The 25,517-nt window shown below is 63.9% G+C and carries 20 protein-coding genes; 6 read left to right on the forward strand and 14 right to left on the reverse strand.

Going from position 1 to position 25,517, the window contains the following annotated elements; genetic code table 11:
* Positions 1 to 390 precede the first annotated feature (390 nt).
* Complete coding sequence (locus tag DM373_RS23905; RefSeq protein WP_110995911.1) at positions 391 to 1,755, forward strand: glutamine synthetase family protein; 1,365 nt, start codon at positions 391 to 393, stop codon at positions 1,753 to 1,755.
* Positions 1,756 to 1,781: 26 nt separating this feature from the next.
* Complete coding sequence (locus tag DM373_RS23910; RefSeq protein WP_110995912.1) at positions 1,782 to 3,089, forward strand: NAD(P)/FAD-dependent oxidoreductase; 1,308 nt, start codon at positions 1,782 to 1,784, stop codon at positions 3,087 to 3,089.
* A gap of 113 nt (positions 3,090 to 3,202) precedes the next feature.
* On the opposite strand, the gene fadD1 is transcribed toward DM373_RS23910, so the two are convergent.
* Complete coding sequence (gene fadD1, locus DM373_RS23915; RefSeq protein WP_110995913.1) at positions 3,203 to 4,900, reverse strand: long-chain-fatty-acid--CoA ligase FadD1; 1,698 nt, start codon at positions 4,898 to 4,900, stop codon at positions 3,203 to 3,205.
* 384 nt (positions 4,901 to 5,284) lie between these two features.
* Positions 5,285 to 6,973 carry a long-chain-fatty-acid--CoA ligase FadD2 gene (fadD2, locus tag DM373_RS23920; RefSeq protein WP_110995914.1) on the reverse strand — a complete coding sequence of 563 codons (1,689 nt, stop codon included), beginning with the start codon at positions 6,971 to 6,973 and terminating at the stop codon, positions 5,285 to 5,287.
* A 202-nt stretch (positions 6,974 to 7,175) separates the two neighbouring features.
* Here fadD2 and DM373_RS23925 point away from each other — a divergent pair, with 202 nt between their 5' ends.
* Positions 7,176 to 8,120, forward strand: a complete 945-nt coding sequence (locus DM373_RS23925) for an alpha/beta hydrolase (RefSeq protein ID WP_110995915.1) — start codon at positions 7,176 to 7,178, stop codon at positions 8,118 to 8,120.
* Between the two features lie 34 nt (positions 8,121 to 8,154).
* A complete protein-coding gene (locus DM373_RS23930) occupies positions 8,155 to 8,625 on the forward strand; it encodes a MaoC family dehydratase (protein WP_110995916.1) in 471 nt (156 codons plus the stop codon).
* Positions 8,626 to 8,693: 68 nt separating this feature from the next.
* On the opposite strand, the gene DM373_RS23935 is transcribed toward DM373_RS23930, so the two are convergent.
* From DM373_RS23935 to DM373_RS23955, 5 genes are all read right to left on the reverse strand, one after another.
* Positions 8,694 to 9,965 carry an RNA polymerase sigma factor gene (locus DM373_RS23935; protein ID WP_110995917.1) on the reverse strand — a complete coding sequence of 424 codons (1,272 nt, stop codon included), beginning with the start codon at positions 9,963 to 9,965 and terminating at the stop codon, positions 8,694 to 8,696.
* On the reverse strand, positions 9,965 to 10,450 hold the full coding sequence (locus DM373_RS23940; protein WP_110995918.1) for an SRPBCC family protein: 486 nt from the start codon (positions 10,448 to 10,450) through the stop codon (positions 9,965 to 9,967). Before DM373_RS23940 ends, DM373_RS23935 begins: the two co-directional genes overlap by 1 nt.
* A gap of 15 nt (positions 10,451 to 10,465) precedes the next feature.
* Positions 10,466 to 10,810 (reverse strand): YciI family protein, encoded by a 345-nt coding sequence (locus DM373_RS23945; protein WP_110995919.1) that lies wholly within the window; start codon positions 10,808 to 10,810, stop codon positions 10,466 to 10,468.
* Between the two features lie 42 nt (positions 10,811 to 10,852).
* A complete protein-coding gene (locus DM373_RS23950) occupies positions 10,853 to 11,278 on the reverse strand; it encodes a YybH family protein (RefSeq protein WP_110995920.1) in 426 nt (141 codons plus the stop codon).
* Between the two features lie 105 nt (positions 11,279 to 11,383).
* Entirely contained in the window at positions 11,384 to 11,854 is a 471-nt protein-coding gene (locus tag DM373_RS23955; RefSeq protein WP_341866400.1) for a GyrI-like domain-containing protein, read from the reverse strand.
* A 96-nt stretch (positions 11,855 to 11,950) separates the two neighbouring features.
* Here DM373_RS23955 and DM373_RS23960 point away from each other — a divergent pair, with 96 nt between their 5' ends.
* Complete coding sequence (locus tag DM373_RS23960; RefSeq protein WP_110995922.1) at positions 11,951 to 12,745, forward strand: helix-turn-helix transcriptional regulator; 795 nt, start codon at positions 11,951 to 11,953, stop codon at positions 12,743 to 12,745.
* Between the two features lie 114 nt (positions 12,746 to 12,859).
* Here the strand turns inward: DM373_RS23960 and DM373_RS23965 are convergent, their stop codons facing one another.
* From DM373_RS23965 to DM373_RS23995, 7 genes are all read right to left on the reverse strand, one after another.
* Positions 12,860 to 13,252, reverse strand: a complete 393-nt coding sequence (locus DM373_RS23965; protein ID WP_110995923.1) for a hypothetical protein — start codon at positions 13,250 to 13,252, stop codon at positions 12,860 to 12,862.
* 200 nt (positions 13,253 to 13,452) lie between these two features.
* Entirely contained in the window at positions 13,453 to 14,202 is a 750-nt protein-coding gene (locus tag DM373_RS23970) for a hypothetical protein (protein WP_167409862.1), read from the reverse strand.
* Entirely contained in the window at positions 14,192 to 19,030 is a 4,839-nt protein-coding gene (locus DM373_RS23975; protein WP_110995925.1) for an RHS repeat-associated core domain-containing protein, read from the reverse strand. Before DM373_RS23975 ends, DM373_RS23970 begins: the two co-directional genes overlap by 11 nt.
* Positions 19,027 to 19,767 (reverse strand): DUF4123 domain-containing protein, encoded by a 741-nt coding sequence (locus DM373_RS23980; RefSeq protein WP_167409863.1) that lies wholly within the window; start codon positions 19,765 to 19,767, stop codon positions 19,027 to 19,029. The genes DM373_RS23975 and DM373_RS23980 overlap by 4 nt, the downstream gene beginning before the upstream one ends.
* A complete protein-coding gene (locus DM373_RS23985; protein WP_110995927.1) occupies positions 19,757 to 21,799 on the reverse strand; it encodes a type VI secretion system Vgr family protein in 2,043 nt (680 codons plus the stop codon). Before DM373_RS23985 ends, DM373_RS23980 begins: the two co-directional genes overlap by 11 nt.
* 321 nt (positions 21,800 to 22,120) lie before the next feature.
* The gene (locus tag DM373_RS23990) at positions 22,121 to 22,762 is read right to left on the reverse strand and encodes a LysE family translocator (protein WP_110995928.1); all 642 of its coding nucleotides are present in this window, start codon (positions 22,760 to 22,762) and stop codon (positions 22,121 to 22,123) included.
* A gap of 79 nt (positions 22,763 to 22,841) precedes the next feature.
* Positions 22,842 to 23,825: a threonine dehydratase gene (locus DM373_RS23995; protein ID WP_110995929.1), complete on the reverse strand. Its 984-nt coding sequence runs from the start codon at positions 23,823 to 23,825 to the stop codon at positions 22,842 to 22,844.
* 76 nt (positions 23,826 to 23,901) lie between these two features.
* Between DM373_RS23995 and DM373_RS24000 the strand changes: the two genes are divergently transcribed.
* Positions 23,902 to 25,266 carry an aminotransferase-like domain-containing protein gene (locus DM373_RS24000; RefSeq protein WP_244215123.1) on the forward strand — a complete coding sequence of 455 codons (1,365 nt, stop codon included), beginning with the start codon at positions 23,902 to 23,904 and terminating at the stop codon, positions 25,264 to 25,266.
* Positions 25,267 to 25,517 lie beyond the last annotated feature (251 nt).

The raw sequence follows: 25,517 nt of genomic DNA on the forward strand, positions 1-25,517 counted from the left end.
AAGCCCGCTCCCACGACAAACAGAAAACCCCGTGGGAGCGGGCTTGCCCCGCGATCAATGTTTAGCCGAATACAAACTGAACGTCGCCATTCACTGCTTTAATCAACCTTACGCACCATGTGAGTATCCAAGGCATGCTCCCCGACCCGCTGATCGCCCGCCCGCTGCCCCGCCCTTCGCTGCCGAAGGCCAGGGCCCGTGCCGGCGAGAATCCGCTGGTGCATGTCATCCTCGCCTTCTGGGCCCTGTGGCACTGCCGCCACGCGCGCCCACCAGACACCTCGCTCGCCACTCACTGACCCGTTGCGGCATCCCTGCCGACCTTTTCAGTACGACCGACCGAACCTGAACGGCGGTCCTGTGCGCCCGTGGGCGCGAGCGAATTCCACCATGCACTTTGCACCCGCAGAGCAAGCCAGGCGTTTCCTGGCCGACAACCCCGATATCGACCTGATCGAGCTGTTCATCCTCGACGCCAACGGCGTGCCACGCGGCAAGCTGCTGCACCGCGATGAACTGCTGGCGGTGTTCGAAACCGGTCGTCCGCTACCGAGCACCATCCTCGGCCTTACCCTCAACGGCGACGACGTGGAAAACTCCGGCCTGGTCTGGGATGTCGGCGACATCGACTGCCGCGCCTACCCGCTGGAAGGCAGCCTGGTGCGCCTGCCCTGGCGCCGGGTGCCCACCGCGGCGGTGCAGGTCAGCATGCACCCCAGCGAAGGCATGCCCGCCAGCATCGCCGACCCGCGTCACGTACTGCTGCGCACCATCGATGCGCTCAAGGCCGACGGTTACTACCCGGTGATGGCCTGCGAGCTGGAGTTCTACCTGCTCGACCAGCAGCGCGATGCCCAGGGCCGCCCGCAACCGGCGCTGGACAACGACGGCGGCCGACCGCGCACGACCCAGGTCTATGGCCTGCGCGAGCTGGAACAGATCGAACCCTTCCTCGCCGACCTCTATGCCGCCTGCAAGGCCCAGGGCATCCCGGCACGCACGGCGATCTCCGAATATGCCCCGGGGCAGGTCGAAATCACGCTGGAGCATGGCGATGCGCTGGAAGCGATGGATCAGGCCGTGCGCTATAAACGCCTGGTCAAAGGCGTCGCCCACGCCCACGGCATGCAGGCCTGCTTCATGGCCAAGCCGTTCGCTCAACTGGCCGGCACCGGTATGCACATGCACCTGAGCCTGGCCGACGCCGACGGCAACAACCTGTTCGCCAGCGAGGACAAGGCCGGCACCCCGCTGCTGCGCCAGGCGGTCGCCGGCATGCTGCGCCACCTGCGCGAATCGCTGCTGCTGTTCTGCCCCAACGCCAACTCGTACCGCCGCTTCCAGGCCAACAGCTATGCGCCGCTGGCGCCGACCTGGGGCGTCGACAACCGCACCGTCAGCCTGCGTGTGCCGGGCGGGCCGGCCAACAGCCGGCATGTGGAGCACCGCATCTGCGGCGCCGATGCCAACCCCTACCTGGCCGCCGCGGCGATTCTGGCCGCCAGCCACCAAGGCATTCGCGAGCAGCTCGACCCGGGCGCACCGGTGCAAGGCAACGGCTATGCCCAGGCCACCGAACACCTGCCCACCGACTGGCTCACCACCCTCGATGCCCTCGAGCGTTCGGCGTGGGCCCGAGAAGCCTTCGGCGAGGCCTTCCTGGGTGTGTACCTGAAGGTCAAGCGCGCCGAGTACCGCCAGTTCATGGCCGAAGTGGGCGAGCAGGACTGGCGCTGGTACCTGCACCAGGCCTGACAGACGAATTACAACAAGGAACACTCATGAACGCAGCAGTGAACAAGGGGCCGGCCCAGCGCGCGCCGTCCTACTACAGCGCCACCCTCAACGACCACAGCGAATACCCCACCCTCAAGGGCACGGTACAGGTCGACGTGGCGATCATCGGCGGCGGTTTCACCGGCGTGGCCACCGCCGTGGAACTGGCCGAGCGCGGCCTGAAGGTCGCCATCGTCGAGACCAATCGTATCGGTTGGGGCGCCAGCGGGCGCAACGGCGGGCAGGTGACCGGCAGCCTGTCGGGCGACGAGGCCATGCGCACGCAGATGCGTGAACGGCTCGGCGCCGAGGTGGATGACTTCATCTGGCACCTGCGCTGGCGCGGCCACCAGATCATCGAGCAGCGGGTGGAGCGCTATGGCATCGCCTGCGACCTCAAGCGCGGCCACCTGCATGCGGCGATGAAACCCTCGCACCTGAACGAACTGCGCGCTTTCGAAGCCGAGGCCCAGCGCCGCGGCATGGGCGACCAGGTGCAATTGCTCGACCGCGGCGCGATGGCCGAGCACCTGCAAAGCCCGCTGTATATCGGCGCGCTGAAGAACCGCCGCAACCTGCACCTGCACCCGCTCAACCTGTGCCTGGGCGAGGCCCGCGCGGCCCACAGCCTGGGCGCACTGATCTTCGAAAACTCCGAGGTCCTGGACATCATCCACGGCCCGCGCCCGGCAGTGGTCACCGCCCAGGGCCGGGTCGAAGCGCGGCAAGTGATGCTGGCCGGCGATGTCTACCACAAGCTGGAAAAGCGCCAGCTCAAGGGCAAGATTTTCCCGGCCATGGGCGGCATCGTCACCACCGCGCCACTGGGTGAGCTGGCCGCGCAGATCAACCCCCAGGACCTGGCGGTATACGACTGCCGCTTCGTCCTCGACTACTACCGCCTGACCGCCGACAAGCGCCTGCTGTTCGGCGGTGGCGCCAACTATTCCGGGCGTGATTCGCGGGATATCGAGGCCGAACTGCGCCCATGCATCGAACGCACCTTCCCGGCGCTCAAGGGCGTGCCGATCGAGTTCCAGTGGAGCTGCGCCATGGGCATCGTGGTCAACCGCATCCCGCAGCTGGGCAAGCTGTCGGACAACGTGTGGTACTGCCAGGGTTATTCCGGGCATGGCATCGCCACCAGCCACATCATGGGCGAGATCATGGCCGAGGCATTGACCGGGACGCTGGAGAAATTCGACACCTTTGCGGCGTGCAAGCACATCAAGGTGCCGATGGGGGATCTGCTGGGGAATCCGCTGTTGGCGGCGGGGATGTGGTACTACCAGATGCTTGAAAAGCTGCGCTGATTTTCACTGGCCCATTCGCGGGTAAACCCGCTCCCACAGGTTCATCGCCGCTTCTGAAAACGGCGCGACTCCTGTGGGAGCGGGTTCACCCGCGAAGAAGCCGGTGAAGGCTATCAGGCGATCTTCTTCAGGCCCTGCTTCTTCAGCTCTTCATCTCGCAGCTCGCGGCGCAGGATCTTGCCGACGTTGGTGGTCGGCAGTGCATCGCGGAACTCGATGTAGCGCGGCACCTTGTAGCCGGTGACGTTGGCGCGCATGTGCTCCATCACCTGCTCCTTGGTGACGGTCATGCCCGGCTTGACCACGATGAACACCTTGATCACCTCGCCGGATTTTTCGTCCGGCACGCCGATGGCGGCGCACTGCAGCACACCCGGCAAGGCGGCGAGCACGTCTTCGAGCTCGTTGGGGTACACGTTGAAACCCGAGACCAGGATCATGTCCTTCTTGCGATCGACGATGCGCATGTAGCCGTCCGGCTGGATCACGGCGATGTCGCCGGTCTTCAGCCAGCCATTGCCGTCGAGGATTTCGGCGGTGGCCTCCTCACGCTGCCAGTAGCCCTTCATCACCTGCGGGCCCTTGATGCACAGTTCGCCCACTTCGCCCAGCGGCAGTTCCTGGCCGTTGTCGTCGATGACCTTGCACAGGGTAGAGGGTACCGGGATGCCGATGGTGCCGACCTGGTTGGCCTCGGACGGGTTGACCGTCGCCACCGGGCTGGTCTCGGTCATGCCGTAACCTTCACAGATGGCGCAGCCGGTCACTGTCCTCCAGCGCTCGGCCACGCTCTGCTGCAGCGCCATGCCACCGGACAAGGTGATCTTCAGCCCCGAGAAATCCAGGTTGCGGAAGCTTTCGTTGTTGCACAGGGCGACGAACAGGGTGTTCAGGCCAACGAAGCCGCTGAACTTCCACTTGCTCAGCTCCTTGACCATGGCCGGCAGGTCGCGCGGGTTGCTGATGAGAATGTTGTGGTTACCGATCAGCATCATGGCCATGCAATGGAAGGTGAAGGCGTAGATGTGGTAGAGCGGCAGCGGGGTGATGAGGATCTCGCAGCCTTCGTGCAGGTTCGAGCCCATCAGCGCACGGCACTGCAGCATGTTGGCGACCAGGTTGCGGTGGGTGAGCATCGCGCCCTTGGCCACGCCGGTGGTGCCGCCGGTGTACTGCAGCACTGCCACATCGTTGGCCTGCGGGTTGGCCTCGGTCACCGCGCCGCCCTTGCCCAGGGCCAGCGCATCGTTGAAGCGCACGGCATTGGGCAGGTTGTAGGCCGGCACCATTTTCTTCACGTATTTGATGACGCTGTTGACCAGCAAGCGCTTGAGCGGTGGCAACAGGTCGGCCACTTCGGTGACAATGACGTGCTTGACCTGGGTCTTCGGCACGACTTTCTCGGCCAGGTGCGCCATGTTGGCCAGGCACACCAGCGCCTTGGCGCCGGAATCGTTGAACTGGTGCTCCAGTTCCCGCGCGGTGTACAGCGGGTTGGTGTTGACCACGATCAGCCCGGCACGCATGGCGCCGAACACGGCGACAGGGTATTGCAGGACGTTGGGCAACTGGACGGCGATGCGATCGCCCGGCTTCAGGTCGGTATGCTGCTGCAGCCAGGCGGCAAAGGCGCCGGACAGCGCATACAGCTCGCCGTAAGTGATGGTCTTGCCCAGGTTGCTAAAGGCAGGTTTGTCGGCAAAGCGTTGGCAGGATTGCTTGAGAACCGCCTGGATATTGGGGAATTCGTCAGGATTGATGTCCGCCGTGACCCCGGCTGGGTACTTATCCTTCCAAAAATGTTCGATCATGGAAGCCCGCTCCTTCAGCAACAGCGAATTCGGTACGCGTCGATGCGCTTATTATTGATATGCGAAGCCGGCTCATTGCAAACCGGATCCTGGGAAAGCGCGCCGAGAGTAACAGCTTTACCAGGGGTCGCCTAGAGGCCGAAACCGGCCTTGCGGTCACGAAAATGACTCAAAGAAATGTACAGGTCATTTTTAGAGTATTTAGCCAAAATGTCGCTGATCTGCCTGAAACCACTGTGCTAGAGCCATAAATGCGAACCTCGTGGGAGCGGCGGTGCGCCGATGCGACTTGCCCCGCGATGGCGCTAGGCCAAGCACTGATGTTTGCTGACCTGGCCCCATCGCGGGGCAAGCCCGCTCCCACAAATCGCGTCGGGGATTGCCTCAGGCGATGTCGCGCAGTTCCCGACGCAAGATCTTGCCCACCGGTGTCATCGGCAACGAATCACGCAGCACGATGTGCTTGGGCACCTTGTAGCCGGTGAAGTTGGCCTTGCAGTAAGCCTTGAGCTCGTCAACGCTCAGCCCCCCCGCGCGTGGCACCACGAACAGCTTGACCGCCTCGCCGGAACGTTCGTCCGGTACACCGATGGCCGCACAGCTGGCCACCTGTGGGTGATTCATCACCACGTCCTCGATTTCGTTGGGGTACACGTTGAAACCCGAGACGATGATCATGTCCTTCTTGCGGTCGACGATACGGGTGAAGCCGTCCGGGTCGATGATCGCAATGTCGCCGGTCTTGAACCAGCCTTCGGCATCCAGCGCCTGGGCCGTGGCTTCCGGTTGCTGCCAGTAGCCCTTCATCACCTGCGGCCCCTTGATGCACAGCTCGCCGCGCTCACCCAGCGGCTGCTCGTTACCTTCGTCGTCGATCACCTTGAACGCCGTGCCGACCACCGGGATGCCCACGGTCCCCAACCGCGCCAGTTGGCCATAAGGGTTGGTGCTGGCCACCGGGGAGGTCTCGGTCAGGCCGTAGCCTTCGACGATGCGACAGCCGGTCAAGGCTTCCCAACGCTCGGCGGTGGCCTTGACCAGCGCCGTACCGCCGGAGTTGGTGACCTTGAGTGCGGAAAAATCCAGCGATTTGAAACCGGGGTGGTCCATCAAGGCGACGAACAACGTGTTCAGCCCCAGCAGCGCCGAGAACCGCCACTTGCCCAGTTCCTTGATAAAGCCCGAGATGTCGCGGGGGTTGGTGATCAGCACGTTGTGGTTGCCGGTGACCATCATGCACATGCAGTTCGCGGTGAACGCATAGATGTGATACAGCGGCAGCGGCGCGATCATCACCTCCTGGCCTTCCTTGATCAGCGGCTGGCCGTCGGGGCCGTGCTGGGCGAAGCAAGCCAGTACCTGCAACATGTTGGCCACCAGGTTGCCGTGGCTGAGCATCGCGCCCTTGGCCAGGCCGGTGGTGCCGCCGGTGTACTGCAGCACGGCGATATCGTCGTGCACTTGCGGCACCGGTTTGTGGGTCAGCCCGCCCCCCAGGCGCAACACCTGCTTGAACGACACCGCCTGGGGCAGCTGATAGGCAGGCACCATCTTCTTCAACTTGTCGACCACGGTATTGATCAACCAGCCCTTGGCGGCGGGCAGCAGGTCGCCCATCTTCGCCTCGATCAGGTACTCGATGCCGGTGTCGGGCAGCACCTCCTGCACGCGGCTGCCGAACATGTTCAGGTAGACCAGCGCGCGGGCCCCGGAGTCCTTGAACTGGTGGCGCATCTCGCGGGCGGTGTACAGCGGGTTGGTGTTGACCACCACCAGCCCGGCACGCAGGGCACCGAACACGGCGATGGGGTACTGCAGCACGTTGGGCATCTGTACCGCGATGCGGTCGCCCGGTACCAGGTCGGTATGCTGCTGCAGCCAGGCGGCGAAGGCCGCGGAGTGGCGTTCGAGCTCTGCATAGCTGAGCGTTACGCCCAGGTTGCTGAATGCCGGGCGGTCGGCGAAGCGCTTGCAGGAGCGTTCGAAGACATCGACGACGGACGCATAGGCCGTCAAATCCAGTGTGGAAGGCACGCCCGCCGGGCGCTTGTCGTTCCAGAAATCGGCTTGCATTTGTTGTAGTTCCTCTGCCGGGACCTTCCCTGACCTTGATGCCAGGTGGCAAAAAGGCGTTCTGCCGACGTTAGCAGTTCGGCCCGAGGCGGCAAATACGCCAAGTGCTGCCATTAACATTGTGAATCTTATTTATGCCCTTCCTGCAATTGTGGCCTTTGCGCATACACTGTTCCTCGAACTCTGTGCGCAAGGACCCGCCATGCCCCATGACGCCTTCTGGCTGCCCGCCAGCGAGCATTGCAGCCTGTACGTACACCAATGGCTGCCGGCCACGCCGGTCAAGGCCGTGGTGTTGCTGGCCCATGGCATGGCCGAGCATGCCGGGCGCTACCAGCGCCTGGGGCATGCCCTGAATGACGCCGGTTACGCCCTGATCGCGCCAGACCTGCGTGGCCACGGGCGTACCGCCGAACTGGGCCACCTCGGCCTGTTCGCCAGCCACAATGGCTGGAATGCCGTGGTCAACGACCTGGGCTTGCTGGCCCAGCACATCGGCCAGCAGTTTCCCGGCACACCGCTGTTCCTGTTCGGCCACAGCATGGGCAGCTATATCGCCCAGGCCTACCTGCTGCACCACAGCGCCAGCCTGCAGGGGGCGATCCTCAGCGGCTCGAACTTCCAACCTGTAGCGCTGTATCGCAGCGCGCGCCTGATTGCCCGGCTCGAAGCCTGGCGCCAGGGGCCGCTGGGCAAGAGCGCGCTGATCGACTGGCTGTCGTTCGGTGCGTTCAACAAGGCGTTCAAGCCTAACCGCACCGCCTTCGACTGGCTCAGCCGCGACCCGGACGAGGTGGACAAGTACATCGCCGACCCGCTGTGCGGCTTTCGCTGCAGCAACCAACTGTGGCTCGACCTGCTGCAGGGCCTGGCGCAGATCAGCCAGGCCAAGCACCTCGCGCAGATCGATCCGAACCTGCCAGTGCTGGTCATTGGCGGTGAATGTGATCCGGTGAGTGCCGGCAAGCGTCTCACGGTTCTGGCCGACGCCCTGCGCGCGACCGGCAACCGCCACGTGCAGTTGCGCGTCTACCCCGGCGCACGGCACGAAGTGCTCAACGAAACCCATCGCGACGAGGTCAGTGCCGATATCATCGGCTGGCTGGAGCAGGCGCTGGCCCTTGGCCGCCCTGCCCGCAGTGAATGATAGGCACCCTCGCCCGCCCCACAAGGAAGCCCCGATGACCCAGGTCAGCAACACGCCTTACGAAGCCCTCGAAGTCGGCCAGAAAGCTGAATACAAGAAGTCCGTGGAAGAACGCGACATCCAGTTGTTCGCCGCGATGTCCGGTGACCACAACCCGGTGCACCTGGACGCCGAGTTCGCCGCCAAGAGCATGTTCCGCGAACGCATCGCCCACGGCATGTTCAGCGGTGCACTGATCAGCGCCGCGGTGGCCTGCACCCTGCCCGGCCCCGGCACCATCTACCTGGGTCAGCAGATGAGCTTCCAGAAGCCGGTCAAGATCGGCGACACCCTGACCGTGCGCCTGGAAGTCCTCGAGAAGCTGCCCAAGTTCAAGGTGCGCATCGCCACCAACGTGTACAACCAGAACGATGAGCTGGTGGTCGCCGGTGAGGCCGAGATCCTGGCACCGCGCAAGCAGCAGACCGTCGAACTGGTGAGCCCGCCGAATTTCGTTGCCAGCTGATTTCAGTGCTGGCTTTTTCGCGGGTAAACCCGCTCCCACAGGTTCTGCGCCACTTTTGAAAGCAACGCTTAACCTGTGGGAGCGGGTTTACCCGCGAAGAGTCCTCCCAACCTGCTCAAGCGCCGCTCGATGTGCCGCCGCTCCGGCCCCTGCCGGGTCAGCGCAAGCGCCTGCTGCCAAGCCTCCCGCGCCTGCTCCTCATTACCCAGCTGCCAATGCAGCTCGGCCCGCGCAGCATGGGCCAGGTGATAATCACCCAGCTCGCCACGCGCCAGAATCGCCTCCACCGCCTGCAAGCCCACCTGCGCACCGTCCCGACGGGCCAGCGCCGCCGCACGGTTGAGCTCGACCACCGGTGACGGCCAATGCCGTTGCAGCACCTCGTACAAACCGACAATCTCCCCCCAGTCCGTGGCTTCGGCACTGGGCGCTTCGGCATGCACGGCAGCAATCGCCGCCTGCAAGCTGTAGGGCCCGAACGCGCGGCTGCGCAGCGCCCGCTGCACCAACTGACAACCTTCCTCGATCTGCGCGCGATCCCACAGGCTGCGGTCCTGCTCATCGAGCACCACCAGTTCGCCTTCGGCATCGCTGCGCGCTCTTTGCCGCGAGGCCTGCAGCAGCATCAGCGCCAGCAGGCCGAGCACCTCGGCATCCGGCAGCAACTGCCCGACCAGCCGGCCCAGGCGAATAGCCTCATCGGTCAACGCCTGGGTCACCACGTCTTCACCCGTCGAAGCCGAATAGCCTTCGTTGAACACCAGGTAAATCACCCGTAACACACTCTCCAGTCGCTCGGGCAACTCGTTCAGGGCGGGCACCTGGTAGGGAATCCCGGCATCACGAATCTTCGCCTTGGCACGCACAATACGCTGGGCAATGGTTGTCGGGCTCTGCAGGAAGGCACGGGCAATCTGCTCGGTGGTGAGGTCGCACACCTCGCGCAGGGTCAGCGCCACCTGGGCATCGAAGGCCAGCGACGGGTGGCAGCAGGTGAAGATCAGGCGCAGACGATCGTCGGCCAGCAGCTCTTCATCGCCAGGGTCGTGCGCCTCGCCTTCGAGCAGCATGATCAGGTCGGCCTGCGAACGGTCGAAACGGGCACGTCGACGCAAGGCGTCGATAGCCTTGAAACGCCCGGTCGAGACCAGCCAGGCCCGCGGATTGTCGGGGATGCCGTCGCGCTGCCAACGCTCGACGGCAATGAAGAAGGCATCGTGCATGGCCTCCTCGGCCAGGTCGAAATCCCCCAGCAAGCGGATCAGGGTCGCCAGGATGCGCCGCGAGTCGCGGCGATAGATCGCCTCGACTTCCTCGCGTACCTGCGCCGGCGCTTGCATCAGTCCGGCATCCGCTGGGTCACTACCTCCACCAGGCGGTCCAGGCTTTCTCCCCAGCCCTGATGAAAGCCCATTTCTTCATGGGCGAGGCAGTCGGCGGCACTCCAGTGCCAGGCTCGCGCGGTATAGCGGGTCTTGCCATGTTCTTCGTCGAAGGTGATCACGGCGGTCATGAAGGCTTTGTCCGACGGCACCCAACCTGGGCGGAAGGCGTCGGTGAAGACCAGCCGGTGCGGCGGGTGGATTTCCAGGAACACGCCCTGATGCGGGTATTCGCTGCCGTCAGGCGCACGCATCAAGGTGCGGAACAGCCCGCCCGCCCACAGTTGCATCTCGCATTCCGGGGTGGTCATGCCGTGCGGCCCCCACCACTGCATCAGCCATTGGGGTTCGGTCCAGGCCCGGAACACCTTGGCCGGCGGGGCATCGATCAGGCGGCTGATGGCCAGTTCGTGCGGGGCCTGTAGCGGTTGCGCCAGTGTCATGCTGGTTGTTCTCCTTCAGGGTTGCAGTTCGCGCACGGGCCGCACTTCAACACTGCCAACCCGTGCTGCCGGGATGCCCTTGGCGATGTTCAGCGCCTCGTTGAGGTCGCGGGCATCGACCAGGTAGAAGCCCGCCAGCTGCTCCTTGGTTTCGGCGAATGGGCCGTCGGTGAGGCTCATGTGCCCACCGCGCACGCGCACCGTGGTGGCCGTCTGCACCGGCTTGAGCGCCTCGGCGGCGAGCATGCGCCCGGAACCCTGGATGGACTCGGCGTAGGCCATGCATTCGGCGTCTTCGGGGCTGTCGGGCAGGCTGTGCAACAACCCTTCATCACAGTAGACCAGGCACAGGTATTTCATGATCGTCTCCAGAGTGAGGTGGCGATGGGCGGTCGACGGGCTTCAGGGCTTGAGGTCGAACAGGGCTTTTTGCGTTTCCATGTCGAAGGGTGCCGACCAGTGCTCATGGATGACCTGCCATTGACCCGCCTGGCGACGGTACCCCACCGTGACCCGCATGAAACCGCACTGGCTTTCATCGTCGGAAGGCCCGCAACGGTTGAGCCAGTGGGCCAGGCCCAGGTCGCCGTCGGCATGCACGGTCAGTTGCGCCACTTCGAATACCATGGGGCCGGTGCAAAAACCCATGCACATTTCCCAGTGCGCGCGGTAGGCGGCCTTGCCCTTGAACTGCAGGGCCTGGATCGCATCGAAGGCGAGGATGTCGTCGGCATAGGGCGCGACGATCTTGTCGACATCGCGATCGCGCACGGCCTGGATCCAGTGCTCGATCAGTTGGCGGATTTCATGTTCGGCTGCGCTGTTCATCGATGTTTCCTCCGGACGTTGGGGCGACGGCGTTGATGTTGCGTTCACCTTTGGTCGAACGGGGATCGGGCAGATCGACAGCGCCTGGGAGAATTTCCCGTCGCCTCAGCGGCGCTCGAGCGGAACCCAGATTTCCATGACGGCCTGTGGGTCGGCAGGGTCGAACCCGGCCGGGTAACGCTCGAACACCGCGGCATTGGCCGAACGCTCGCCGGAGGCAGGCAGCCACTGCTGGAAAATGCCGTCGAAGGTCGCCTTGAGAGCCTGCAGGCTGCCGTGGTGTTCAAACACCGCATAGTGCTGGGGCGAGAGCTCCAGGTGAGTGAAGCCGGCGGGCAACCCGGCAGTCACATCGACCTCGACGCCAGCCAGATAGTCGAAGCCACCCTGGTCGTCGGGGTTGTAGCACACACCATAACTGTCATGGCCATGGGCGCCGGGCACATGCCCGATATACGGCCCGAAGCGCTGCCACAGGCGCGGCAGCCCACTGAGATCGGCCATGCTGAAACGCTCGGCGAAGCCGGCGAGGGTCAGCGCCCGGCCATCTTCGTAGCGAGCGGGGTTCGGCTTCATCTTCATTGCTCTCGCTGAATTGAATAGAGGGGGCCATTGCACCGGGCCGTGCTGGTTCGATAGCGTAGCCCAGATCCGCCAGAGAGAAGCGCCCCCATGCCGTTGACCAGCCAACCCCTGCTCGCCTGCGCACAGCTGGAGTTGTCGTGGGTACACGCACAGGGCAGTGCCAGTTTTGCTCGCCATACCCACGACGAATACGTGCTGGGTGCCAATTTGCGAGGCGCTGAACAGATATGGCTGGACGGTCGCGAGCTGGTTGTACCCGCCCAGCGCGTCACCTTGTACAACCCATTGGCCGTGCAGGCTTCGACCTTCGGCCCCGACGGCGTGGAATACATCAGCCTGCACCTGGCGACCGACACCCTGTGCCAGGTGATCGGTGACAATAACCTGCGCTCGACCGACCAGCCCCCGGCGTTTGAGCAGGGCATCCTCGAGCACCCCGGCCTGTTTGCAGCCCTGCTCGACCTGGCCCGGGCCGACGCTGGCGAGCGCGAGCAGGCATTGCTGTTGCTGGTGGCGCAATTGCTCGAACAACCCACGGTTACGCCCGGCGAGCAGTCGGTCGCTGTCAGCCGCAGCCTGGCCGCGATGCACGCAAGCCTCGACAACCGCCTGGAGCTTGAGCAATTGGCGGAGCTGGCCGGGCTTAGCAAATACCACTACGCGCGCTGCTTCAAGAAAGCCACCGGCCTTGGGCCGCTGCAGTACCACATGCAACTGCGCCTGATCGAAGCGCGGCGCCGCCTGCGCGCAGGCCAGCACCCGCAGGACGTGGCGCTCGACCTGGGCTTTTATGACCAGAGCCACTTCATCGGTGCCTTCCGTCGCGTGCACGGGGTAACCCCGCAGCACTACGCAACCCGCTACAAGGGTGGTGCGGCCTGAATGAACTCGCGGTAACCGGAGAGGACCACGTACAATTCTTGAGGCATTTCGGTCCGAGTGAGCTGGCAACGCAGCACCAGCCTTTTGCAGTCAATAAAAAATCGTGGCACCCCATCACTCTACCCGCGACCAATGCACGCAATCACTATCCCCGAAATAGACCAACACGCGTCTTGTAGCATCAAGCAGCCAAAATCTAAACGCCGTAGTTTTGTTTATCAGAAGCTGCAACCCCTCCTTACCCTCAAACTTCCAGGCATGCCACTTTTCATCCACCACCAACAAGCACACAAACTCTTCAGGGTGCTTGGATATGCCTCTCCAGAAATTTTCGTCATAATACCTACAAGCCCTCTGTATATAAAACGAATCAAGATTTCCGCAACCACCATAAAAATTCAAATCTAAATAATCTAGCAAGCCTCGCAACTCCACCTCTTCAACCCGCTCAGCCTTAATCGAATTGGCCTTAATCTCTTCCTCAATTTCAATCTTTAAATACTCCATATCACCGTCCCTTCTCAATGGATATTTTACCCCCACTCACATGGACTCTCTGCACAAGTATGTGACCTCTCACACCAACCATCGGGCGGAAGCTGCCGTGTTCGTACACATAGCTGCGCCAGCGGCTTTGGCAGTGCTCGGCCAGCAGGCGCTCGCCTTGCCAGATGAGATAGAATTTCGCAGCAACTCCTCTTCAATCATCACTGCCGTGCATCATCAAAACCCTCGTAGAGCTTCATCAGATTATTACAGGCAGCCATTATCTCCCCCCTCCTAGAACCAAAACCCTTACAGCAGACATTTTTTTCACACCAGTCTCGAATATAACAAGCACCTACAAACATATGACAAACAACATATTCACCCGCGAAATCAAACGACATCTGATGCTTGTCACATCCCAGATACGCAGGAATACCTTCCGAATCACCATCGCACCCCAGATATATTCCAGACATACCTAAACCCAACCCCTTGCACTTCAAGAGGGACTTAAGCACGAGATCAATATAGTCCCCCCTATTCAAACCAGAGCCAACAAGCATATCGAACAAACACTTCTCAGGTATTCCGGTCCGAGTGAGATCACTCATACCACCAAAGAGCCCCACCAGCCTCTTACAACCTTCAATTACTGATTCTCTATCAGCAATCACCTCTCTAATACACCATTCCTGTATATACTTTGCGCCTTCAGCCATTGAGCAGACAACATATTCATCCATATACTCAAACGACATGTCAAAGCCATCAGAGTCCAAATAACCAGGAATACTGAGTATGTCGGCATCACACCCAAGGAAGACTCCCGACATTTCGGTACCAACGCCTTCGAAATCAAGCAACTTCTCAATCAGCACTCCAATCAAGCCCACACCATCAAAATTCTCGGAAAGTGTGAAATCAAGCATACAGGCATTAATTACTTCTTTATCAACTTTACTTAGCATATTCACCACCAACAGAAGGATGAAAATTGGTGGCCGCCTTGGTATCCCTATCAAGATATACCCTATACCTCACTCCATTATAACTAGCACTATAAATATTCTTCCCATCCCTGAGAGCCTCTTCATACTTAAGACGCGCGGCCCTCAGCCCTCCAAAATACATTCTATCTGTTGGGTGCTTGACATCATCGTAAACCGTCTTCGGGCTTTCAAATTGCTTTACACCAATCACAGTCCCATCCCGCTTCAGCGCATCCCGCCCATAAAAAATCTGAGTAATACCATCTACATCGCCTGGAGCTTCCGAAATAATATGCAACTGCATTTCATCCACCACCCTCACAAATTCACTTCGACTATGCGCCCCTTTAACTCCATGTTTTTTGGAAAAACCATCATACCTCTCCATATGTTGCTTTATACCTTTGTTAACCGGCATCCCCCGGTAGGTAAATATTTCCGGACAACACGCCTCCAACCCCAACGGATCCACCCACCCCGTCGGGTTCACACCATACAAATACCCATTAACCCCACCCGCCAGTCCAATCGGATCCGGCGTCAGGTACCGCCCGGTCTGCGGGTTGTAATAGCGGTGCCGGTTGTAATGCAGCCCGGTTTCTTCATCGTAGTACTGCCCCTGGAAGCGCAGGGGATTGTCGACGTGGTCCACGTCCAGCCGCAGCACGTGGCCGTAGGCGCGGTAGCGCGCCGACCAGCGGATGCGGCCATTGACGGCGGTCAGCTCCTGGGGTGTACCGAGGTGGTCGAGGTGGTAGTACAGAGCCTCGACGGGGGTGTCGCCGTCGCGTAGCAGCATCGCCATCGGGCGGAAGCTGCCGGGTTCGTAGACATAGCTGCGCCAGCGGCTTTGGCAGTGCTCGGCCAGCAGGCGCTCGCCTTGCCAGATGAAGGTGGTCTCGGTGCCGTCGACGTCCTTGGACACGCGCCGGCCAAAGGCATCGTAACGGTAGCGGGCCTGGCGGCCGTCGGGCAGCTGGACGCTGGCCAGGCGGTGCTGGCTGTCGTACTGGTAATCGGTGACCAACTGCTGGCCGTGGCCGCGGCGCTCGCTGGCCTGGTTGCCGAAGCGGTCGTAGCTGTAGTGGCAGTCGCCGTGCATCAGCAGGCGGTTGGCCTGCACCTGCACGTCGCGGGGGTCGCCGCGCAGGCCGCTCTGGGCCAGGAGGTTGCCGGCGGGGTCATGGACGAAATACTCGGCCAGTTCGCCGCGCACGCTGGTCAAGCGGTCGAGCGGGTCGTAGTGGTAGCTGCGGGTGCCGCGGCGGGTGTCCTCCAAACGCGCCAGGTTGCCGCTGTCGTCGTAGTGGTAGCGGCGCATGAACACCGGGCCTTCCTTGCGATCGACCCGTTGGCTTACCAGGCGGCCCTGGCCGTCATGCTGGAACTGGCTGAGCAGCTCGCCCTGCTCGCGGGCCAGTTCCTGGCCGAGGCCATGGCGGTGGGCGGTGAGGCGCTGGCCGTCGAGGTCGATGGTTTGCAGGTGGCCACCGGGCTGGTAGCGGTAGTCGAGGCGGCTGCCGTCGGGCAAGCGGCAATGGCTGACCTGGCCCATCACGTCGTAGCCGTAGTGCAGGGTCGCCCAGCCCTGGTGCTCGGTGATCAGGCGGTCGCACAGGTCGTACTCGTAGGCCAGCGGCCAGTGGCCGTCGTCCACCCGCACCAGGCGGCCCAGGGCGTCGTACTGGTGGCTGACCTGCTGGCCGTCGGGCAGGGTCTTGACCAGTAGCCGGCCTTGCTTGTCGCGGGTGTAGCGGGTCAGCAAGGGCTCGCCATCGTCGCCCAGCTCGGTCTTTTCAAGCAGTTGGCCATTGAGGTCGTAGCCGTAGCGGGTGACGCGTCCGTCGAAGCCGGTTTCCTCGGCGAGCAGGCCGTTGGCGTGGTAGGCCAGGCGGTAGCATTCGTCACGCTCGTTGATGACTTGCGACAGTTGCAACTGGCCGTTGTCGTAGCGGTAGTGCAGGCAGCTGCCATCGGGGTTGATGCGCCGCGACGGCAGGTGCAGGCCACCTTCGTATTCGAAGCGGGTCACCCGGCCCTGCTCGTCGCTTTGCGCGGTCACCCGGCCATAGGCGTTGTACTGATAGCGGCGCACACCGCCGCCAGGCAGCGACACTTCGCTCAGGCGCCCGGCCAGGTCCCAGGTGTACTGGGTGGCCGAGGCATTCTCGCGCAGGCGCATCACCAGGCGGCCGAGGGCGTCGTAGCGGTAGCGCCGCGAACCGCCGCCGGGCAGGGCTTCGCTGACCAGTTGCCCAGAGGCGTTCCAGCCCAGCTCGTGCAGGCCGCCGTCGGCCTGGCGGATGGCGACCAGGCGGCCCTGATCGTCGTAGCGGTAGCCAGTGACCTGCCCACAGGGGTCGGTCTGGCTGAGCACATCGCCCTGGGCGTTGCGCTGGTACAACCAGCGCGCCTGGCCGCGGCGCACCTCGCACACATGGCCGTCGCGGTAGTGGTAGTGGGTAGCCTCGCCTTCCTCGGGGCGCACCGAGAGCAGCTGCCCGGCGTCGTCGTAGCTATAGAGGGTTTCGGCACCCAGCGGGTTGCGCTCGCCGATCAGCCGGCCCTTGGCGTCGTAGGTCTTATGGTGCTCGGCGCCGTCGGCATCTACCTGGCGCACCAGCCGGGCCTTGTCGTCGTGCTGATAGAACTGCTGGCTGCCATCGGCGTTGTGCACCGTCACGCCACCCTGGCCATCCCACTGGTAGCGGGCCTCCAGGCCCGGCACGCTGGACCAGTGGCGCACGCAGCGGGCGTGCCGGCCCTCGCCTTCCCACTCCCAGTAAAACGCCGCGCCCCCCGCCAGCTGGCGTTCGAGGATGACGTTGGCGGCGTCATAGCGGTAGCGCTCGCGCTCGTCCAGGCCATTGCCGGCTTCGGTCAGTTGCCCGGCGTCGTTGTAGTGGTAGGTGGCCAGGGTCGCCACCCGTACCCAGGGCGCCTGCTCGCGCCCTTTGCTGTCGTACATCGACTGCCAGAACTGCTGCTCCACCGTCACCAGGCGGCCTTGCTGGTAGCTCAGCAGCAGGCGGTTGCCGGCGCCGTTGTCGATGTGCTGCAAGCGGCCGCTGTGGTCGTAGGCCAGGCTTACGCGGTTACCGTAGGCGTCGCTCAGGGCCATCAGCCGGCCGTCGATGAAGTGCAGGTAGCGTGGGCGCGCGCCGGCCTCGGCGATCACCAGCTCGCCGTCGGCCTGGCCCAGGTAGATGGCCGCGCTGCACAGACTGTTGCCGATCACCGGGCGCTGGCTGTCCGGCATCGGGAAGTGGGTGCGGCGGTTTTCGTGGTCGCACCACAGCACGCCCTGGCCGTCGGCCTGCAAGCGGTGGCACAGACTGTGGCTCCAGCCGGGGCCCAGGCCGTGGTCGATTTCAGCCGCGCTGGTGCGGTACAGGCGCACCCACTCTATCGGCAGCACGCCGAACAGCTCGGCATCCTTGAGGGTGAGCAGCTCCTCGCCGGTGACCATCGATACAGGGCAGCGGTGGGTGGCTGTCTCGTCGGCGCGCTGGGCGGGCTTGTCGCTGGGGGTGCGCGGCTGGCTGGGGGCGTCGGGCAGGTCGTGCTCCTGCTCCACCCGTAGCGTGCTGTGGCGCTTGCCGCGCACCACCGACACGGCGTCGTCCACAGCCAGGTCGAGGCCCTGCGCGGCGCTCTTGATTGCCAGCGGCACCTTGGCCGCGCTGTTGACCTCGACACTGCCGCCGGTCAAGAGCGGCTGGGCGCGTTTGGTGTGGGTCGCCAGGGCATGCTGGCGGCTGAGATCGATCAGCCGTTGCAGGCCGTTCAGCAAGCCGTCGGCCCCCCGGGCGGTATTGCTGGCGTACTTGAGGCCCTTGGCGGTGAGGCGGAACGCCAGCCCCAGGCCGCCGGACAGCACGATCCCCAACAGCACATCCAGCAACAGCCCGGCATTGAGCATGGCGTAGGCCTGGGCCTGCCACTCGGGCGGGCTCAGGGCCAGCCACTGCAGGATCGCGGTGGCGTAGTAGAACATCAGCAGCTCGTCGTCGAGCATCAGGAAGGCGGTGTGCAGCAGGCTGCCGGCCTGGGCCTTGAGCTTGTCGAAGTCAGCCTCGCTGATGAACTGCAACAGCTGGTCGCGCGCGCCGTCGAGGTTGAACAGCAGCTTGACCAGGGCCTTGAGGTCGTCGAACAGGTTCATCAGCACGCTGCCGACACCCTTGGCCATTGCCTTGTGGATATCGTTTACCCGCTGCATCGACCCCACCGGCGGCATGCTGTCCCAATGCGGAGCGATGCGCTCGGCCCACTCGCCGTCCAACCAGCCCTTGAGCTGGTCGAGCAGGCTGTCGTACGAGGCGTACAGGGCCTGGACCTCGGCCGGGCTGACCTTGGGATGGAATTGCAGGCGGTAGCGGCGGTTGGCGTGGCAACCGCTGATGGTTGCCTGGCCGTTGGCATTGAGCACCCCTTCGAAGCGTTGCGGTATCTGGCCCGCCGCCACCTGCTCGACCAGTTGGTAGGGGGTGCCGCCGATGGGCACGAAGGCCAGGCTTTCGAAGCGGTGCACGATATTCAGCACGCCATTGGCCGGGCAGTTGGCGTAGCCGGTGATGCGCCGTTCGCCAAGGCCCTTGGCCTGGCGCATCACCTCGTTGCCGGCACTGTCGGTGAAGCGCAGTTCCTGTTCCAGGTCCAGTGCCCAGCCCAGCAAGAAGCTGTCCTGCAGCGCTTCGAAGGTGGCGAGGCTGTGCTGGCGGAAGGCAGCGATGCGTGCCGGGCCATCGGGCTTGTGGGCGTCGAGATTGTCGAGGAGGAACTTGGCGTAGATGATCAGGCTCATGGCGTGATGTCCTTGTTCACGTGCGCCAGCAGCCGTTCCAGGGCTGGCGGGTCGAGCGGAATACCCAGGGCCAGGCGCGCGACCTTGCAGCGCAGGTTGGCCTCGGGGAGGGCGAAGTAGAGGTCGGCATGGGCCTCGCGCAGCCATTGCATGAGGTTGTCCAGGACCGGGCCGGGGTCGTGCCGGTGCAGGTGCTCGAATAGCGCGGCGCTGGCCTGCCACCAGGGGAAAGGTTCGATGTTCAGGCGCTGTGCCTGGCGCAACGGGCGGGCCTGGCCGTTGCTCCAGACGCGGCTGAACACAGGCAGCAGCGGCGCCTCGCCTGGCGCGTGGTGATCGAGAAGGGCCAGCAACTGATGGCCGTCCCACAGGCGCAGGAACACCGCGGTGCCGTCGGGCAGCTTCACCTGTGTCAGGCTGCGCAGGTAGTCGAACACCAGGGCCGGTGGGTGCGAGGACACCGCCAGCCAGCCCCAGTCACGGCAGCGCTGGTTGCCGCACCAGGCGAGGAAGTCACCTTGCGGCGCAGCCTCCACCAGGTAGGGCATGGCCTCCAGCCAGCCGGCGTAGGGGGTACCTTTCCACAGCGGCTGGGGCACGTGGGAGCCATCGCGCTGCCGGTAGGCGGCCAGCGTATCGGCCTTTGCAAGGCTGCCGAACACCAGGTAAAGCCGCTCACCATCAGCCAGCGGGCTGGCTGCCAGCCAGTCTTGGGGGGTAAGGGTTTCACAGCTCACAGGCACCCTCCTTGCACCGCTCGCATTCCTCGCAGAACGCGGCATTGCGCCGGAAGGTGTCGAGCTGCGCTTGGGTCAGCGGCAGGCCCGAAACCGAGCGTTCGGCTTCGGCCGTGATACCCGGCAGCAGCGGCGCGGCCGGGGTGCCGGCGGCGACCTGGCCAGTGGAGTCGACATACAGCGAGCCACCCACGGTTACCCCGCCAGCCGCGATCCGCACGAAACCACCGCCCGCCCGTATCACCACCTCGCTGCCGGCATCCAGCACCAAGCGCTTGCCGGCCGACAGGTGGATTTCCTGCCCGGCCTCCACCAGCAGGGCCTGGCCCAGGGTGATGTGCCGGCTGTTGGCGACGGTCAGGTGGTCGTCGCTGCGCAGCTCGGTCTTGCGGTCGCCGTGCACGGTGCGGTGCTGCTGGGCGTGGTATTCGCTGTGCACGTCGGCCAGCACCGTGTCGTGGCGCTCATGGCCAACATGGCTGCGCTGGTCGTGGCCGATGCGCTGCTCCCAGTCACGCTGGGCGTGGATGTAGATCTGCTCCTGGCCGGCACGGTCCTCGATGCGCAGCTCGTTGTGGCCTTGGGCCGCGGGCGAGCTGTGGGTCTTGAACACGCTGCGGGTCTTGTGGGCGGGCAACTCATAGGGCGGCTGGTGCTCGGCGTGGTACAGGCAGCCGGTGACCAGCGGCCGGTCGGGGTTGCCGTCGAGGAAGCTCACCAGCACTTCCATGCCCACCCGCGGGATGACCAGCCCGCCGTACTGGTTACCGGCCCACTGGCTAGCGACGCGCAGCCAGCAGCTGGTCTTTTCATCGAGCCGGCCATCGCGATCCCAGTGGAACTGCACCTTGATCCGGCCAAGGCGGTCGCAGTGGATCTCCTCCCCTTGCGGGCCGGTCACCCGGGCGGTCTGGGCACCGTGCACGCGAGGCCGTGGGCTGGGGGCTGGAGGCCGGTAGGGGGTGCCCCAGGGCAAGGCCTTGAAGGTGTTGCGGTAGCCTTGCCAGGCCTCGCCAGCGGCGCTGGCGTCGACCTCTTCCAGCACCTGGGGCTGATGGCCCTCGTGGGTAACCTCGGCCAACAGCCAGAGCGCGTTCCAAGCGGCGCGCGGGTGTGCTTCGAGGGTGAAGAAATGACCGCAGCGCAAGGCCGGTTGGTCACTGTTGCCTTCGGCTTGCAGGTAGTCGGCGCGGTGGCCTTCCAGGGCCCGCTGGCTCAGTTGGCGGCCACGCTCGCGGTCAATGAAATACCCCGGGTAGCCGTAATCCTCCAGGTCCGGCTGGGGCACAGGCAGCTCGGGTTGATACTGGGCTTCGAGCAGCAGTTTGGGTTTGAGCGGGTCATAGTCGCGCCGGCTGACCCGCCCGGTGCGCGCCGCTACCCGCGCACCGAACTGGCTGATCACCGGCTGCTGCGCGACCTGGCCACTGTGCGGCGCGAAGGGGGTGGGCCGCGCCAGGCGCGGGAAGGCGCTCTGCTCGTCGCCGAACACTAGAAGGTGAGCGTCGGCGCTGTGCTCGAAGTGGTAGTGCAGCCCCTCCTCCTCGCACAGGCGCTGCACGAAGGCGAGGTCGGTCTCGTCGTACTGGGTGCAGTACTCGCGCTTTTCGTATGGGGTGGGGCCGAGGCGGAACACGTAGGCGTCGGCGAGGATGCCGTGGGCCTTGAGCACCGTGGCAATGATCTGCGGCACATTTTGCTGCTGGAAGATCCGCAGGTTGCGGCAGTGCGCCAGGCTGGCCAGGCGCGGTACCAGCTCCAGGTGATAGTGGGTCAGCCGCCGCCCGCTGTCGGCTTGGGCGACGCTGGCGACCTGGCCGTGGAAGCACTGCTCGTCATTGCCGACCCGCAGCGTGGCCAGTTTGTGCAGCAGGCTTTCGAGGTCGAGCGACGGGTCTTCACTGACCAGTTCGAGGTGGAATGAATAGGGGCAACTCAGTGCCTCTGCCCCTTTGAAGCGCAAAACCTGCAAGTCCGTTTGAACACCATGAACTTGCAAGCTGAAAAGGGGTTGATCGCCAGGACCGGACATTCGCATTCCTTATGACAGGTACGTCCAAGGCGCCCCACTTGCATTCCGTGCAAGTAAAGGGTCGCGCTAGAGCGGTAAATAAGCACCCGAATCATAAGGCAATGAAAATGCGCAAGTTTCCGCGTACCTGCACACAAATCAATGATTTAAAAGAAGAATTATGAAATTACTTCAAATCGTTACTTATAAAAATAACGCGGAATTTTAACCTCCATGCATTTATCAATTCAGATGCTTCCTATACGCAAATAGGAAGGATCTGAATAATTAAGTAAACGTTTAAACAAACTTATAAACAGCGCCCGACACAACCAGGCCGTTTCAGACGGGAACAGTCAGAATGAACTCGCGATACCCGGACAAGATCACGTACACCGCGAAGTAACAGAAGATCGCCGCCGACAGCAGGTACGACCAGGTCAGCAGCCGATCACCGAGCAAGCGCCCGCCATGGCTGGCGATGCCGCACAGCGACAGGCACCAGAACAACCCGGCAGCGAAGAAGCCGGCGAGGAACATCCCGGCTTCGAGCAGGCTGCCGCCACCCGAGCGGGAGATCAGCACCCCGCCCACCGCAGCGAACCAGAGGATCGCACTGGGCGAGGACACAGCCAGGAAGATCCCGCGCAGGAACTCGCGCCAGCCCGACTCCACCACCACCTGCCCACGCCCCTCCAGGTGCCCGCCGCGCCAGGCCGCCAGCAGCATCTTCACGGCAAACCACACCAGCAGTACCGAACCGCCCAGCCACAAGCTCCAGCGCACCGCTTCGAACTGCAGCAGCACGGTCATCCCGGCCAGCGCCGCCACGGCGTAGATCAGGTCACCGACGCAGGTGCCCAGGCCCAGCCAGAAGCCCTGGAGAAAGCCGCGCTGCATGGCCAGGGTGATCATGGCGATATTGGCCACGCCAATGTCCAGGCACAGGGACAGGCTGAGGAGGAAACCGTTGGAAAAAGGCATGGCGCACTCGGTGCAGTGAGAAAGTCGGCCCATTTAACATTGGGCGAGGCGCGCCGGTATTGGAAAAAATTGCGCCTGCTCAATCCCTGGGGTTCATCGAGGACACCCCATCACCTGCCAACACCCGCGCATAACGCTCACGGTCCACATTCGCCCCGCTCAACACCACCGCCACCCGCTTGCCGGCCTGGCGCCCACGCTCCTGCATGAGCGCAGCCAGCGCGGCGGCCCCTGCCCCTTCGGCGGTGTTGTGGGTAGTTTCGTGATACAGGCGCATGGCGCCGGCGATCTCCTCATCGCTCACCCGCACGATACGTGCGGCATGCTCGCGCACCAGCGCAAAGGCCTCTGGATGGGGGACCCGGCAAGCCATGCCGTCGGCAAAGGTGTTGGCGCTGGCGGTGGTGACGATGCGGCCTTGCTCGAAGCTTTGCGCGAAGGCATCCGCCGCGCTGGAGACCACACCGACGATCTCGGTGCGCAGCCCCAGCAGGTTGCGCGCCTGGATCAGCCCGCAAATGCCCGAGCCCATGCCGATCGGCACATACACACAATCCAGGTCGGCGACCGCCTCGAACAGCTCCAGGGCGTAAGTGGCAACGCCCTTCACCAGTTCCGGATGGAACGACGGCACCATGGCATAACCACGCACTTCGGCCAGGCGGGCCGCCTCTTCACGCGCCACGTCGAAATCGACGCCATGCTCCACCAGCTCGGCGCCGAGGGCGCGCATGGCGGCGTTCTTCTCCCGCGAGTTGCCTTCAGGCACCACGATCACCAGGGGCAGCCCAGCCTGGCGTGCCGCCAAGGCCATGCTCTGGCCATGGTTGCCACGGGTGGCGGTGACCAGACCACGCGGCAACACCGCCTGCGCCAGCAGCGAACGCACATAGACCAGCCCGCCGCGCACCTTGAAAGCGCCGGTGGGCGCATGGTTCTCATGCTTGACCCACAACTGGCAGCCAACCCGCTCGGCCAGCAGCGGCCAGGCGTGCTGCGGGGTCGGCGGGACGTGCTGATGGACGTAAGTAGCCGCTTCACGCAGCGCGGGCAGGTCGAACATGACGATCATCCTTCATCGGTACGAGGTTGAACCGATCCTAAGCGCCGGGCATTGTATGGGTCCAAAGTTATATTGCATGGGTGGCAATATCGTGTGGACTCCAACCCTGGCCGATGACGGCCAGCCGCGTTACCTGGCACTGGTGGCGGCCATTGCCGAGGCCATCGAACGCGGTGAGCTCAAGGTGGGCGAGCGCCTGCCGCCCCAGCGCCGGCTGGCCTGGGCCCTCGGCCTCAACCCCAGCACCACGCAGCAGGCCTACCGTGAAGCGGCGGCGCGGCACCTGGTGTCCGGCGAGGTGGGGCGTGGCACCTATGTGCTGGCGGGAAGCAAGGAGGCGACGCTGTTCCGTCTCAAGCAATCGGACCAGCAGCAGGCGGTCATCGACCTGTCGACCAACGTGCCGGTAGTCGACCCGCATAACCTGGACCTGCAACACAGCATGCTGGCCTTGCTCAGCCAAGGTGAAACCGCCCTGCTCGAACACTACCTGGGCCCCGAGCAGTTGCTGCTCGGCCGGGTGCAGGGTGCCCGCTGGCTGGCCAACCGCGGCCTGACCCTGGCGCCGGATGAACTGCTGCTGTGCGGCGGTGCCCAGCAAGGCCTGACGACGATATTGCAGTCGCTGTGCCAGGCCGGTGAACCGGTCATGGTCGAGGCGCTGACCGCCCCAGGCATCAAGGCCGCCTGTCGCCAGCTGCGCCTGCCGGTGCACGGTGTGGCGCTGGATGAGCAGGGCCTGTGCCCAGAGCAACTGGACCGGGTTGCCCGCGCCAGCGGTGCGCGCATGCTGGTGACCACCCCGACCCTGCACAACCCGACCGGTGCCTGCCCGAGCGACGTGCGGCGCCAGGCCCTGGCCGAGGTGGTCAAGCGCCACCAACTGCTGGTGATCGAGGATGACGTGTATGGGGCGCTGACAGACAGCCCGCCGCTGTATCCGTTGCTTGAGGGCCGCGGCATCCTGATCAGCAGCTTGTCCAAGACGGTCGCCGCCGGGCTGCGCCTGGGCTGGATCGCCGCCCGCCCGGGCTTGCTCGAACAGATCGACCCCCATGCCCAGGCTACCCACTGGCCGGTTTCGCCGCTGAATTTGCACATTGCCTGCCAGTGGATTGCCGACGGCACCGCCGCACGGCGGCTGGCCTGGCAAAGGCAGGAGATCGGCGAGCGCTGGCGCCTGGCGCGGGCGATATTGGGTGATCACCTGGTGGCCGGGGCAGTGCCTTCACCGCATGCCTGGGTCGCCACCCCTGGCGATGCCGAAACGCTGGTGGGGCGCTGCCGCGCGCAGGGTGTCGAGGTGGTTCCGGCGAGTGTGTTCGCGATCGGAACCCAGACGCTGCAGGCGGTGCGCATCAGCCTGTCGGCGGCACTTGGCCGCGCCCAGTTGAAGCAGGGGCTGGAAATCGTTGCCCGGGTGATGGCGGAACAGGGGTAAGAGACGCTGGGCTGTATTGCCTGTACGGGCCTCATCGCCGGCAAGCCGGCTCCCACTCCCCCAGCCCGCAGCGTTATGCCTGCGTGGGAGCGGGCTTGAACTGGTCAAGTAATTTTGGACACCGATTAAGGTTCATCCCGCTGCCTTGAGCTTTTCCTCCATGGCTACTGGCGTTTCATAGCCGTTGTAGCTGTGGAGGCGCTTGAGGTTGTAGCGCATCAGATAAGCCTGGATATCCACTCGTGCCTGCA

The sequence above is a fragment of the Pseudomonas sichuanensis genome, from assembly GCF_003231305.1.
Taxonomy (GTDB): Bacteria; Pseudomonadota; Gammaproteobacteria; order Pseudomonadales; family Pseudomonadaceae; genus Aquipseudomonas; species Aquipseudomonas sichuanensis.